The following is a 14,189-nucleotide window of genomic DNA, read 5'->3' as shown; positions in this document are numbered from 1 at the left end:
CCAGCGCTGCTGCATCGCACCCGGCGAGTCGATGCCGATGAAGTCCAGCTGCCGGCAGACGTGCCGGTGACCCGCCAGGCAGGCCGGGCAGGTGCCGTCCCAGGCCAGCGGCATCACCGTCACCGGGTCGCCCGGCAACCAGCCCTCCACCCCGGCGCCGACCTTCAGCACCCGACCCGACATCTCGTGCCCGAGGACGGCCGGCGTCTTCACCCTGGCATCCATGTCACCGTGGAAGATGTGCAGGTCGGTACCGCAGATCCCCACGAACGCGGGAGCCAGCAGCACCTCGCCCGGGCCGGGCTCGGACGGCTCGACCGGAGCCGTGTCCAACGTCCGGGCAGCCGTATAACGGACAGCAAGCGTCATCGTGTTCTCAGGGTCCTTTCAGCGTCTCGACGAGCCGGGCGTCAGACACGGGCGGTCCAGACCGGACCGTCGGGGTAGGCGTACTCCTTGAGCGAGGCCGGGTGCATCTGTGCGCTCAGCCCGGGCAGGGTCGGCGCGAGGTAGTGGCCGTCGGCGATGCGGACGGGGTCGACGAAGTGCTCGTGCAGGTGGTCGACGTACTCGACGACCCGGTCCTCGGTGGTGCCGGAGACGGCGACGTAGTCGAACATCGACAGGTGCTGGACCATCTCGCACAGCCCCACACCGCCGGCGTGCGGGCAGACCGGAACCCCGAACTTCGCGGCGAGCAGGAGGATCGCGAGGTTCTCGTTGACCCCGCCGACCCGTGCGGAGTCGATCTGCACGATGTCCACCGCGCCGGCCTGCAGCAGCTGCTTGAAGACGACCCGGTTGGCGATGTGCTCGCCTGTGGCGACCTTGATCGGGCCGAGCGCCGCTCGGACGGCGGCGTGGCCGAGGATGTCGTCGGGGGAGGTGGGCTCCTCGATCCAGTACGGGTCGTAGGGGGCGAGGGCGCGCATCCATTCGATCGCGGGAGCCACGTCCCACCGCTGGTTGGCGTCGACGGCGATGCGGACGTCCGGGCCGACCGCCTCGCGGGCGACCCGCATGCGCCGGACGTCGTCCTCCAGGTCCGCACCGACCTTCAGCTTGATCTGGGTGAAGCCGTCGGCGACGGCCTCGCGCGCCAGGCGGGCCAGCTTCTCGTCGGAGTAGCCCAGCCAGCCGGGCGTGGTGGTGTAGGCGGGGTAGCCGCGCTCCAGAAGACGGGCGATGCGCTCCTGGCGGCCCGGTTCGGCCCGGCGCAGGATGTCCAGCGCCTCCTCCGGGGTGAGCGCGTCGCTGAGCCAGCGGAAGTCGACCTGGGAGACCAGCTCCTCGGGGGACATCTCGCCGAGGAACTGCCAGACGGGCCGGCCCGCGCGCTTGGCGGCGAGGTCCCAGGCGGCGTTGACGACGGCTCCGGTGGCCATGTGGATGACACCCTTCTCCGGGCCCAGCCAGCGCAGTTGCGGATCGTGCACGAGCGAACGGGAGAAGGCCCCCAGGTCGCCGCAGACGTCCTCGACGGACCGGCCGACCACGTACGGGGCGAGGGCCGCGATGGCCGCGGCCTGGACGTCGTTGCCGCGACCGGTGGTGAACGCGAGAGCGTGGCCCTCCAGTCCGTCGCCGGCGTCGGTGCGCAGCACCACGTAGGCGGCGGAGTAGTCGGGCTCGGGGTTCATGGCGTCGGAGCCGTCGAGGTGTTCGGAGGTGGGGAACCGCACGTCCAGGACGTCCAGGGCGGTGATGCGGGCGGATGCGGGCGCGGGCGAGGACATGCGGCAACTCCTGTGAGGAACACGGGGGCGATCCCCTCGTGGCGAGACGTGGACGCGGCGTAGGCCGGGCGGCGGTCGGCAACCGCCCGGGTCACTCCTGGACCTTGCCGCCGGTGATGCGGGAGATGGCGAGGGCGACCAGGATGATCAGGCCGTTGAGAGCGCCGATCCACTGGGCGGGGACGCCGGCCAGCGTGAGCACGTTCTGGATCATGAAGAGCAGCAGGATGCCGCAGAACGCGCCGAACATGCTGCCCTTGCCGCCGTTGAGGCTGATCCCGCCGATGACGGCGGCGGCGAAGACGGTGAAGATGTAGCCGTTGCCCTGCGCGGAGGCGACCGAGGCCAGGCGTCCGGACAGCATCAGGCCGGCGAGGGCGGCGAGCACGCTGCCCGTCACGATGACGATCCACAGCACCCGGTCGGTACGGATGCCGCCCGCCTTCGCCGCGTCGACGTTGCCACCGATGGCGTAGAGCGAGCGGCCGAAGCTGGTCCAGCCGAGCACCACGACGGCGATGGCGAACAGGGCCAGGCAGATCCAGATGGAGGCCGGCATGCCGAGCCACTGGGCGGTGCCGAGGTAGAGCATCGACTCCGGCAGCTGGAAGAAGGTCTGGCCGCCGGAGATGCCGGTGAGGATGCCGCGCAGCACGATCAGCATGCCGAGGGTGACGATGAAGCCGTTGAGGCCGAAGCGGATGATCAGCAGTGAGTTGATCACGCCGACGAGCGCGCCCACGGCCAGGGTGACAGGGATTGCCCAGGCGCCGGGGAGCAGACCGAGTCCGTGTCCGGCGCCGACCGGGACGACCAGCCAGGCCGCGACACCGGGCGCCAGGCCCATCGTGGACTCCAGCGACAGGTCCATCTTCTTGACGATCAGGATCATCGTCTGGGCGAGGACCAGCAGGGCCATCTCGGACATGGTCTGCAGGACGTTGATGAGGTTGTCGGCCTGCAGGAAGACGGGGTTGACGATCTGGCCGACGATCGCGATGACGACGATCGCGGGGACGAGGGCGAGGTCGCGCAGCCGGGCCAGGGGGATCCGGCCGCCGAGCAGCGGGGTGCGCCCGGGCTTGGGTTCGACGGCCCGGGCGGCTGTGTCCGTGAGGACGGTTTCAGGCATCGAGGTCCACTCCTTCCATCGCGGCCACGAGTTCGTGGTCGTGCCAGCCGCGGGCCATCTCCGAGGTCACCCGGCCCTGGAACATCACCAGGACCCGGTCGCACATGCGCAGGTCGTCGAGTTCGTCGGAGGCGATGAGCACTCCGGTGCCGGACTCCGCGGTCTCCTCGACCTTGCCGAGGAGGAACTCCTTGGAGCGCACGTCCACACCGGCGGTCGGGTTGATCAGCACCAGGAGGCGCGGGTCGTCCGCCAGAGCGCGGGCCATGACGACCTTCTGCTGGTTTCCGCCCGAGAGCGCGGAGACGGGCAGCTCGGGTCCCGGCGTCTTGATCGCCAGCTTCTCGATCATGTTGTCGGCGAGCCGGTCCCGTAGGCCACGCCTGAGGAAGCCGTTCGTGCCGAGCCGGTGCGGCACGGACAGCGTGGCATTGTCGGCGATCGACATGTCGGGCACGAAGCCCTGGTGGTGCCGGTCCTGCGGGACGAACCCGGCGCCTGCGGCGAGCGCGGCGGGCACGCTGCCCGGCCGGGGCCGCCGCCCGGCGATCTCCACCTCGCCCGCCTGGGCCGTCCGCAGCCCCACGACGGTCTCGGCGACCTCGGTGCGGCCGCTGCCGGCGGCGCCCGCGAGTCCGACGATCTCCCCGGAGCCCACCTGGAAGGTGACGTCATGGTAGGAGCCGTCACTGCCCAACGCCTGTACGGACAGCGCAGGCAGTGCGGTGCGGTCGAGGCTGCTCGACCGCACCTGCAGCCGGTCGACCGCGGCCTCACCGGTCATCGCGGCGACCAGCTCGGCGCGGGGGAGCTCCGCGACCGGCGCGGTCACGATGTGCGCCGCGTCGCGGAACACCGTCACCATGTCGCAGATGTCGTAGACCTCCTGGAGATGGTGGCTGATGAACAGGAAGGTCACGCCCTGGCGCTGCAGCTCGCGGATGCGCTCGAAGAGCCGGCTGATGGCCGCCCCGTCGAGCTGGGCGGTCGGCTCGTCGAGGATGATGAACCGCGCCCCGAAGGACAGCGCCCGGGCGATCTCCACGAACTGCCGCTGCTCCACGCTGAGTTCGCCGGCCGAAGTCTGCGGGTCGACGTCCACCGACCAGGTCGACAGCAGCTCCTGCGCCCGCCGGCGCACACCCTGCCAGCTGATGAGCCGGCTGCGGCCGTGGTCGTACCGGTTCAGGAAGAGGTTCTCGGCGACGGTCAGGGTGGGGATGATCGTCGACTTCTGGTAGACGCAGGCCACGCGCTGTCGCCAGGCGTCGCGGTCCGCGAGGCGTGGTGCGGGGCCGCCGCCGAAAGCGACCGTTCCCTCGTCGGGGGCCTGCAGGCCGGTGAGGACCGACACCAGGGTCGACTTGCCCGCCCCGTTGCGGCCGACGAGCGCGTGGGTCTCGCCGGGCCTGATGGTGATCCGGGCGCCGTTGAGGGCCACCGTCGGACCGAATCGTTTGACTATGCCCGTCGCCTCGACGACGGGCGGGGCTGCGGGGACCTGCCCGCCGTCCGCCGGGGCGGGCGCGGGGGTGCCTGCTCGCTCCCCGTCGCTCATCTCAACCGCCTTGTGCTCGTGAGCCGTTGGTTCCGGAGGAAGAATCAGCCGAGGTTGTTGCCCCACAGCGACTTGTCGTCACTCTTGACGCTGGCCTCGCCGCCGTAGGTGCCGCCGTCGGCGGTGACCAGGGGAGCGGAGAGCTGGTCCTCCAGCAGACCCTCGCGGACCTGAATGATCGTGCTGTTGTGGTCGGTCTTGCCGGGCTTGAACGTCTTCCCGTCGATCGCCGCCTTCAGGTAGTCCAGGGCGTACTTGGCGTACAGGTCGGCAGGCTGGGAGACCGTGGCGTCGATCTTGCCCTCGCCGATGGACTTCAGCTCCTCCGGGATGCCGTCGTTGGACACGACGAAGACGTGCTTGGGGTCCTTCGGGTCGACCAGCAGACCCTTCTGCTTGAGGACCTGGAGCGTGCCGGAGAGGGCGAAGCTGGACTGCATGTAGACGCCCTTGATGTCCGGGTTGGCAGTGAGGTCGGTCTGCAGCTTCTGCGCAGCGACCGCGCCGTCCCAGTTGGTGGCCTCGCCGAACACCTTGATGCCGGGGTAGTTCTTCTTCATGCAGTCGTTGAACGCCTCTGTGCGGTCACGGCCGTTGATGGAGTCCAGGCCGCCCTCCAGCATGACGACCTTGCCCTGGCCGCCCAGCTTCGTGCCGAGGAACCGACAGGCCTTCTCGCCGTAGGCGCGGTTGTCGGCGCGCACGACCATGAACACCTTGCCGGTGTCGGGGCGGGTGTCGACGGTGACGACCGGGATCTTCTTCGCCTCCAACTGCGCCAGCGTCGGCGCGATGGCGGCGGTGTCCTGCGGAGCCATCGCGAGGCCCTTCACACCCTGGCTGATGAAGGTTTGCGCGTTGGCGGTCAGCTTGGCGACGTCGTTCTGGGAGTTGGTGGTCTTCAGGTCCAGCCCCAGCTCCTTGGCGTACTGGGGCGTGTACTTGATGTACGAGTTCCAGAAGTCGGTGTCGGAACGCGGGTAGTCCACGCCGACCAGCGGCGCGCCACCTGCCGCCGCGGTGCCGGAGCCGCCGCTGCAGGCACTGAGCAGTGCCAGGGCGGACATGGCTGAAGTGATGGAGCAGAGTGCGGTCCTGAGTCTCATCGGTACGTCCTCGCGCTGGTCCCTTGAGCGGGAGAGAGCTGTGCCGGGCGACGGCTGTCGTGCGCCGCCGCATCGGAGAGATGGGATGTATGTATAGGCGCCCGCCCACGCTGCTGTCTAGGCGTCGGACAAAAATGCTGGAAGATCGGCCTGTTGAATGATCGCCAGGTGGCCGGCGGTGCAAATCAATCCCATCAATGGCATCGCAGGCGCCAAACATTCCATGTCTGGCGCAGGGCAAATGGGGCGTGTGTCGCCATAGAGGGGCAAAGTCGCGACCTGGGGGCCGTTTTCATCCCTGCGCGCCCGTTGACATCAGGGCGTCACATGGACGAACTTCGTGCGTAACCTCCGGCGCTCCAGGGACGTGCGCGTCACATGTCCCTCGGTTCAGCCCGCCTCCGCTTCCCCCAGCCAAGGGATGTCCTCATGGCAAGCTCTCTGAATCGACGTCAGTTCCTGTCCGTAGCAGCAGGCGTGGCGGCGGCCGCGATCGCCGGCGGCGGCCTCGCGGCCGGCGTCGCACAGGCGGCACCGAGCACCTACACGCCCGACTGGACCTCGGTCGACCAGCACCCGGCGGCCCCGGAGTGGTTCCAGGACGCCAAGTTCGGGATCTACTTCCACTGGGGGGTCTTCAGCGTTCCCGCGTACGAGAACGAGTGGTACCCGCGTAACATGTACAAGGCCGGCAGCGCGGTCAACCAGCACCACATCGCGACCTACGGCCAGCCGTCGGCCTGGCCCTACCACAACTTCATCAACGGAGCGCAGGACCTCGCGGGCAACACCGTGCAGTTCGCCCCGAAGCTGAAGTCGGCCGGCGGCAACTTCGACCCCGACGAGTGGGCGCAGCTGTTCGTCGACGCCGGCGCCAAGTACGCCGGACCGGTCGCCGAGCACCACGACGGCTTCTCCATGTGGGACAGCCAGGTCAACGAGTGGAACTCGGTCGCCAAGGGCCCGAAGCTGAACCTGCTGCAGCTGTTTGCCACGGCGATCCGCGCCAAGAACCTCAAGCTGCTGGTGGCCATGCACCACGCGTTCAACTTCAACGGCTTCTACGAGAGCGCCCCCGCGCAGTCGGACCCGAGCCTCAAGAAGCTCTACGGGCAGCTGGACAGGGCACAGGAGAACCAGCTCTGGTACGACAAGCTGAAGGAGGTCGTCGACCGCGCCCAGCCGGACATCCTCTGGCAGGACTTCGACCTGAACAGGGTCGACGAGACGCAGCGCCTCAACTTCCTGTCCTACTACTACAACCAGGCCAACTCCTGGGGCCGCGAGGTCGTCGCCACCTACAAGGACGGCTTCAACAACAAGGGCGAGATCTTCGACTACGAGCGCGGAGGCCCGGCGGACCTCACCACCCCGTACTGGCTGACCGACGACAGCATCTCCAGCAGCAGCTGGTGCTACACGCAGGGCATCGGCTACTACAGCATCCAGCAGATGCTGCACTCGTTCATCGACCGGGTCAGCAAGAACGGCAACGTCCTGCTGAACATCGCGCCGATGGCCGACGGCACCATCCCCCAGGCGCAGAAGGACGTCCTGCTCGGCATCGGCGACCACCTGAAGCGCTTCGGCGAGTCGATCTACTCGACCCGCGCCTGGACGGCGTACGGCGAGGGCCCGACGAAGATGGGCGGTGGCTCCTTCACCAACCCGACGGCCGGCACACCGCAGGACATCCGCTTCACCCGCAACAAGACCGGAAACGTCCTGTACGCCACCGTCCTGGGCTGGCCCGGCAGTTCACTCACGATCAAGACCCTCAGCTCGGACCGGATCAACCTCTCGTCGCTGACCTCGGTGAAGCTGCTCGGCTCCACCGCCGGAACCACCATCGACCTGGCCGCACCGGCGCAGAGCACCTCCGGCCTCACGGTCGCGCTGCCCTCCTCCACCCCGTACAGCGCCAACGCGTACGTCCTGAAGCTCACCTTCTCGGGCACCATCCCGGACCTGCTGCCGCCGGCCGGCGCCGTCGCCTTCAAGGACGTCAACTACACCGGCGCCTCCGCCGCACTCGCCGTGGGCGAGTACACCGCGGCCGACCTGGCCGCGGCCGGTGTGGGCGCGGCCGCCATCTCCTCCATCCGCACGTCCCCCGGCTTCCAGGTCGTCGGCTACTCGGCGGACAACTTCACCGGCACCGCCTGGACCTTCACCGCCGACAACCCCGACCTCAGGGCCACCGGCAACAACGACCAGATCACCTCGCTGAAGGTCCAGTTCAATCCGGCGACGTACTTCCGGCTCACCAACGTCACCGACGGCCTCGTCCTGGACAGCGGCGGCAACGTCGCCTCCGGGTCCAACCTCAAGCAGTGGACCTGGAACGGCAGCACCAACCTCCAGTGGCAGGCGGTCGACGTGGGCGGCGGCTACTACAAGCTGGTCAACCGCACCAACGGCATGGTCGCCGACGGCTGGGGCGCCACCACGGCCGGCTCCGCGGCCCGGCAGGCCGCGTGGAACGGCAGCACCAACCAGCAGTGGAAGATCACTCTGCGGACCGGTTACGGCTACTCGATCGCCAACCGCGCCACCGGTCTGGTCCTCGACGGCGGCGGCAGCGTGGCGTCGGGCTCCGTCACCAAGCAGTGGACCTACAACGGCAGCTCCAACCTGCTGTGGACCTTCACGGCGGTGTAACCACCGCCCACCGCCGGGTACGGGGCCGCGAGCACAACGGCTCGCGGCCCCGGACGCCCGTACCCAGCGCCCGGACCTCCGCTGCCTGGCGGGCTTCCCTTGACCTAGGACGGGATTGTGGACATCACCAGACGTCAGCTCGGCCGGCTCGCGGCGGTCGGCACCGGGGCGCTCCTGCTGCCGGGCCTGCTGCCACCGGGCCGGGCGGCGGCAGCCGTGCCTCCGGCCGGGACGTGGGGCGACCAGGGCGACGGCACCTACGTCAACCCCGTCCTCCCGGGCGACTTCAGCGACTGGGACTGCATCCGGGTCGGCGCCGACTACTACGGCATCACCAGCACCTTCGGGTACTCGCCCGGCATGGCCGTCCTGCACTCGAGGGACCTGGTCAACTGGCGGACGCTCGGCGGCGTGGTCGGCGACGTCACCGCCATCGGTCCGCTGCTGAACTGGGACCGGATGGGACGCTTCGGCCGCGGCGTGTGGGCCGGGTCCATCCGCTACCACGCGGGGCGGTACTGGGTGTACTTCAACACCCCCGACGAGGGCTTCTTCATGTCCTCGGCCCCCTCGCCGGCCGGGCCGTGGGACCCGCTGACGGCGGTGTGGCGGACCTCCGGCTGGGACGACCCGTGCCCGTTCTGGGACGACGACGGACAGGGTTACCTGGTCACCACGCACTACTCGGACGGCTACAAGATCCACCTGTTCAAGCTGTCCGAGGACGGCAAGTCGCTGGTCGGCCCGTCCACGGTCATCCACCAGTCGCCGGGCAGCGAGGCCAACAAGCTCTACAAGATCAACGGGCTCTACTACCACCTGTACAGCGAGGTGAAGCCCGAGGGCCGGGTCCTCATGATGAACCGCGGCTCCAGCCTCTACGGCCCGTTCGAGACCCGGCAGCTGGAGCACGTCAACTCCTCGGTGGACCGCGAGCCCAACCAGGGCGGGCTGGTGCAGGCCCCGGACGGCACCTGGTACTTCGTGACCCACCACGGCCACGGCGCTTGGGAGGGGCGGCCGCTGTCCCTGCTGCCGGTGACCTGGGTGGACGGCTGGCCGATCCCGGGCCAGGTGGGTGCGGACGGCATCGGCAGCATGGTGTGGACGGGCCAGGTGCCGGCCGGCGGCACGCCCGGTCTGCCGGTCGACGCGCTGCCCCCCGTGGTCACCGGCGACCTGTTCACCGACACCCGCCTGAAGCCGCAGTGGGAGTGGTACTACCAGCCGCGCGCGGACCACTGGTCGCTGACCGAACGCCCCGGCTACCTGCGGCTGAAGGCGTTCGCGCCGCTGGTGGCCGACAACCTGACCAAGGTGGGCAACACCCTCACGCAACGCGTGCTGCGCCCGGCCGGCGGCGCGACGGTGACCGTCCGCATCGAACTGGCCGGCCTCGCCGACGGGCAGTTCGCCGGGCTGTGCCACTACGCGTCCACCTACGCGGGGTTGGGCGTCCGGTGCTCCGGGACCACCACCACGCTCTCGCAGAACGTCAACGGCACCCTCACCGACGGTCCGGTGATCACGCAGAACGCCGTGTGGCTGCGCACCACCTGGGACGTGAACGGGGTCAGCCGGTTCTCCTACAGCCTCGACGGGACCACCTTCACCTCGTTCGGCGCAACCTACCAGCTCACCTGGGGCGGTTACCGGGGCGACCGGGTCGGCCTCTACACCTACAACCCGAACGGCACCGGCCACGTCGACGTGGACTCGGTGCAGTACACCGTCGGACCCACCCGGGCGTACAAGATCGTCTGTGTGCGCAGCGGCAAGGTCGCCGATGTGGCCGGCGCCTCGAAGGCGGACGGCGCGGGCCTGGTCCAGTGGACCGACAACGGCGTGCCGAACCAGCAGTGGACCTTCCAGTCCACGGCGGACGGCTACCACACCGTCACCTGCGTCAACAGCGGCAAGGTCCTCGACGTGGCGGGCTCCTCGACGGCGGACGGCGCACGGGTCGTGCAGGCCACCGCCGACGGCCGGGCCAGCCAGCAGTGGTCGCTGCGTCCGCAGGCCGGCGGCCAGTTCGCCCTGGTCAACCGCAACAGCGGCAAGGTGCTCGACGTCGGCGGGGGCGGTACGGCCGACGGCGCCGTACTGATCCAGTACTCCGACCGGGGCAGCACCAACCAGCGGTGGACCTTCCAGCGCGTCACCGGCTAGACGGTGGTTCGACGCTCCCGCACCGGCCCCGCCGCCCGATGGGCAGCGGGGCCGACTCGTTCGCACTCTCCAAATGAGTAGTACTCATTTGGTGGGTGAGGTTGCGTGCAGTGGTGCGAGGAAAGAAGGGGCCTATAAGGAGTTACCGGACTTAACCCCCACCCAAGGAAGGGTCAATGCGCTGGACTATCGAAATGAAGCATGCGCAAACTCTTGACGGGGTTGTCGATAGGGCGGCTAATTTCACCGACAGAACTCGCCGAGCCGCGATGAGCGTCTGCCCGACCGTCCGAACCCACCAGGATGGACCAGGATGAAACCCCTCACCTCCGTCGTCCGCAAGGCGCCAGTGGCGCTTGCGACGGCCGTCTCCGCCACACTGCTGACCTCCCTCGCCGCACCGCCCCCGGCCTCGGCCGCGACCCAGGCGACGTACTACGTCGCCCCCGGCGGTGACGACGCCAACCCCGGCACCATCACGGCGCCGTTCAAGACCCTCCAGCACGCGCGGGACGTCGTGCGCACGGTCGACAGCAACATGACCGGGGACATCAACGTCTTTCTCCGGGGCGGCACCTATCCGGTGAGCAGAACCGTCGACTTCACCTCGGCCGACTCCGGCACGAACGGGCACCGTGTCGTCTACGCCGCCTACCCGGGCGAGAAGCCGGTCCTGGACGGAGGCGTTCAGGTGACCGGCTGGACGCAGCACAGCGGGAACATCTGGAAGGCCACCCTCGACCGGGACGACAAGCTCCGCGCGCTCTACGTCAACGACAAGCGCGCTCGGATGGCGTCGAAGACGATCAACACGACCGGCTGCTACGGAACTTACACCGTCACGGCCGGCCAGGCCCCCTGGGCCTGGGAGTCGGGTTCGCAGTGCGACGGGGCGAAGTACGGCCTCTCCGACCTGCCGGCCGTCGCGTCCGACCAGGACGACGTCGAGATCGTGTCGGCGACGACCTGGACCACGGCCATCGTGGGCGTCCGTCAGATCACCACGAGCCCGGACGGTGCCAACCGCGTGGCCCTGTTCCAGCAGCCGGGTGCGGCCATCGCCCAGGCACCGCCGTACGGCCCGTTCAAAGCCAGCGGCAGTCATGCGTTCATGAACGCGTACGAGTTCCTGGACCAGCCGGGCGAGTTCTACTTCAACAAGACCACCCACACGCTGTACTACTACAAGTCCGGCTCCGAGGACATGACCTCGGCGAAGGTCTTCGCGCCGAACAACCTGTCCACCCTCCTCAAGATCGCCGGCACGTCGACCACCGACCACGCGCGGAACATCACGTTCTCCGGGCTCACGGTCGAGCACTCCGACTGGAACCTGGTCAATGTCGCGGGCTCCGTCTTCCGGCAGGGAACGCAGGGCAACGCCAGCTCGACCGTGTACGCGCGGCAGAACTTCCACGCGTACACCTACCGCAACGTCGACCTGCCGCCCGCGGCCGTCCAGATCGAGAACGCCGACGGGATCGTCCTGCAGGGCAACACGGTGCAGCACACCGGTGCCGACGGGATCACCCTGGCCGACGACGTGACGGACTCACAGCTGACCGGCAACGTCACGAATGACATAGCCGGCTCCGCGATCACCGTGGGGCACCCCCAGCACGTGTACATCGGGGACTACACCTCGACCAACCACGAGAAGTACCCGGTGAACGTCGAGGGGATCTGCAAGAACATCTCGATCACGGACAACTACCTCTACGACAGCGCGGTGTCGTTCCAGGGCTCCAGCCCCGTGTCGGCGTACTTCGTCGATTCCCTCTCCGTGCAGCACAACCGGATCGAGAAGTCCCCGTGGGCGGGCATCACCCTGGGCTGGGGATGGTGGAACTTCGACGGTTCGACGAACTCCATCAATCCCGGGAACCCGACCAGCACGGCGAAGAACAACACCATCAAGTACAACCAGATCCTCGACACGATGCAGGTGCTCGGCGACTCCGCTCCCATCTACACGCTGGGCAGCCAGCCGGGAACCGAGATCAGCGGCAACTACATCAAGGGCGTCCCTGCCGGCCACAAGTACGGCCTGCACCCCGATGAAGGCTCCGCCTTCATCAACGAGCACGACAACGTGTTCGACGTCGACCCGGGCCTGGCGTACACCATCAACTCCGGCACCTGGGGCCGGCAGCACGACCTGACCATCACCAACAACTACGGCACCGTCAACAAGATCGCCGGCAGGAACGTCCCGAACAGCACGATCCAGGACGTGCGGGGCCACGGGGACAACGTGTGGCCGTCGCAGGCGTACGCCATCGCCCTGAACGCCGGTCTGGAGGACGCCTACAAGAACCTCGTCCCCCAGAGCAGAGCGGCGGCTCTCCAGGACTACACCCTGCCCGCGAGCACGTTCGCCGGCACGGGCGTGACGACCATTCCGATGCGTAGCCCCCAAGACGCGACCAAGACGCTCTGGCTGGCTCCCGCAGGTACGGCGACGTTCGCCGCCGGCCCCACCATGACCAGCGCGAGCGGCACCTCGACGAGCATCCGCGTCCCGCAGACGGCGGGTGACTACCGGCTCTACGTCGTGGACGCCCGGGGGAACGTGTCCGCCGCGTCGAACGCCCTCGTGCGGCAGCGCTGGAACCACGTCGACGACAAGGCCGCGGGCGTGACCTACTCCGGGACCTGGTCGAACTGGAACGACACGAGGGACGTGAACGGGTCCGAGAAGGTCGCGAGCACCGCGGGCAACTACGCCGAGTTCTCGTTCACCGGCTCGGGCGTGCGGTACCTCAGCATGACGCAGCCGAACATGGGCAAGGTGGACGTCTACATCGACGGCACCTTGACCCGGGCGGGCATCGACGCCTACGCCCCGACGGTGACGAAGCAGGTGCCGCTGTTCGAGAAGACGGACCTGGCCGCGGGCCCGCACACGATCAGGGTGGTGTGCACCGGGACGAAGAACACCGCCTCCTCCGCGACCGTCTGCGCGGTGGACGCGTTCGCCTCCATCCGGTTCCCCGCGACGAACGCCAACTACAAGATGGTCAACAAGAACAGCTCCAAGGCGGTCGATGTCTCGGGCGGATCGTTGTCCGCCGGAGCCAACGTCATCCAGTGGACCGACTCCGGAGCCGGGAACCAGAACTGGCGCTTCGTCCCGGTGGGTGACGGCAGTTACAAGGTCGTCAGCCGGAACAGTGCCCTGGTCATGGACGTCAGCGGTGCTTCCACCGCGGACGGTGCGTCCGTCATCCAGTCGTCCGACACCAACGCCGCGAACCAGCACTGGACACTGGTCGCCACCGGAGACGGCTACTACAAGATCAAGAACGTGAACAGCAACAAGGTGCTCGACGTGTCCTCGGGAGGCGCTCAGCTCGTCCAGGCGACGGACACGAACGCCGACAGCCAGGTGTGGAGGGTGGTCAACGTGGACTGACCCGGTCCGCGAAGGAAGCAGCCCCGGCGCAGCTCCGGCGGGCCGCCTCCACCCGGGCCGACCGCAGGGCTCCCGCTTCCTCGGCGAAGCGGGGAGCCCTGCGGCGCGCGGGGGATCACGAGGCCTGCGCGGCCGGGGGTCGTGCCGGGCGAGGGAGGCCGGCCGCTGCGCCCAGGCGGGCCGGGCCTGCGCGGATACGAAGAACTCATTTCGGCCACGGAGGCGTTCGCGGCCGAGAACGGCGACAGCAAGCCGTGGCTGCGCCGGCTCCGGCAGATGATCCGGTCAATCTTCGCGGTCTGCGACGCCGAAGGCTGCGACCTGGTCCCGCAGGAGGCGCCGGCTCGTCCGGAGGTACGAGGCGTGCGTACGGCTGTGCCCCAGGGCGGGCGAGGACCGGTGCTGCGGCGCC

General features: G+C 68.7%; 8 protein-coding genes. 3 read left to right on the top strand and 5 right to left on the bottom strand.

Annotated features, from left to right (window positions below; genetic code table 11):
* From AB0M03_RS21060 to AB0M03_RS21040, 5 genes are all read right to left on the bottom strand, one after another.
* Positions 1–369, bottom strand: a 369-nt coding sequence (locus AB0M03_RS21060) for an alcohol dehydrogenase catalytic domain-containing protein (RefSeq protein WP_363493087.1), incomplete at its 3' end; no start/stop codon positions are given.
* Positions 370–410: 41 nt separating this feature from the next.
* Positions 411–1,736 (bottom strand): L-fuconate dehydratase, encoded by a 1,326-nt coding sequence (locus AB0M03_RS21055; RefSeq protein ID WP_363493086.1) that lies wholly within the window; start codon positions 1,734–1,736, stop codon positions 411–413.
* A 91-nt stretch (positions 1,737–1,827) separates the two neighbouring features.
* On the bottom strand, positions 1,828–2,868 hold the full coding sequence (locus tag AB0M03_RS21050; RefSeq protein ID WP_363493085.1) for an ABC transporter permease: 1,041 nt from the start codon (positions 2,866–2,868) through the stop codon (positions 1,828–1,830).
* Positions 2,861–4,426: a sugar ABC transporter ATP-binding protein gene (locus AB0M03_RS21045; RefSeq protein WP_363493084.1), complete on the bottom strand. Its 1,566-nt coding sequence runs from the start codon at positions 4,424–4,426 to the stop codon at positions 2,861–2,863. Before AB0M03_RS21045 ends, AB0M03_RS21050 begins: the two co-directional genes overlap by 8 nt.
* 44 nt (positions 4,427–4,470) lie before the next feature.
* Positions 4,471–5,532 carry a sugar ABC transporter substrate-binding protein gene (locus AB0M03_RS21040; protein ID WP_363493083.1) on the bottom strand — a complete coding sequence of 354 codons (1,062 nt, stop codon included), beginning with the start codon at positions 5,530–5,532 and terminating at the stop codon, positions 4,471–4,473.
* Between the two features lie 429 nt (positions 5,533–5,961).
* On the opposite strand from AB0M03_RS21040, the gene AB0M03_RS21035 reads away from it, so the two are divergent.
* From AB0M03_RS21035 to AB0M03_RS21025, 3 genes are all read left to right on the top strand, one after another.
* Positions 5,962–8,193, top strand: a complete 2,232-nt coding sequence (locus AB0M03_RS21035) for an alpha-L-fucosidase (protein ID WP_363493082.1) — start codon at positions 5,962–5,964, stop codon at positions 8,191–8,193.
* 117 nt (positions 8,194–8,310) lie between these two features.
* The gene (locus AB0M03_RS21030) at positions 8,311–10,362 is read left to right on the top strand and encodes a family 43 glycosylhydrolase (RefSeq protein WP_363493081.1); all 2,052 of its coding nucleotides are present in this window, start codon (positions 8,311–8,313) and stop codon (positions 10,360–10,362) included.
* A gap of 313 nt (positions 10,363–10,675) precedes the next feature.
* Positions 10,676–13,777, top strand: a complete 3,102-nt coding sequence (locus AB0M03_RS21025; RefSeq protein ID WP_363493080.1) for an RICIN domain-containing protein — start codon at positions 10,676–10,678, stop codon at positions 13,775–13,777.
* Positions 13,778–14,189: the final 412 nt, after the last annotated feature.

The organism is Kitasatospora sp. NPDC051914 (assembly GCF_040680995.1).
Classification (GTDB): domain Bacteria; phylum Actinomycetota; class Actinomycetes; order Streptomycetales; family Streptomycetaceae; genus Kitasatospora.
The sequence above is the reverse complement of the archived record's forward strand: the minus strand, read 5'-3'. Positions and strand labels throughout refer to the sequence as shown.

Bases quoted from the DNA above. Each gene is read 5' to 3' on its own strand.
- AB0M03_RS21055 (WP_363493086.1), bottom strand. From the start codon at position 1,736: ATGTCCTCGCCCGCGCCCGCATCCGCCCGCATCACCGCCCTGGACGTC.
- AB0M03_RS21050 (WP_363493085.1), bottom strand. From the start codon at position 2,868: ATGCCTGAAACCGTCCTCACGGACACAGCCGCCCGGGCCGTCGAACCC.
- AB0M03_RS21045 (WP_363493084.1), bottom strand. From the start codon at position 4,426: ATGAGCGACGGGGAGCGAGCAGGCACCCCCGCGCCCGCCCCGGCGGAC.
- AB0M03_RS21040 (WP_363493083.1), bottom strand. From the start codon at position 5,532: ATGAGACTCAGGACCGCACTCTGCTCCATCACTTCAGCCATGTCCGCC.
- AB0M03_RS21035 (WP_363493082.1), top strand. From the start codon at position 5,962: ATGGCAAGCTCTCTGAATCGACGTCAGTTCCTGTCCGTAGCAGCAGGC.
- AB0M03_RS21025 (WP_363493080.1), top strand. From the start codon at position 10,676: ATGAAACCCCTCACCTCCGTCGTCCGCAAGGCGCCAGTGGCGCTTGCG.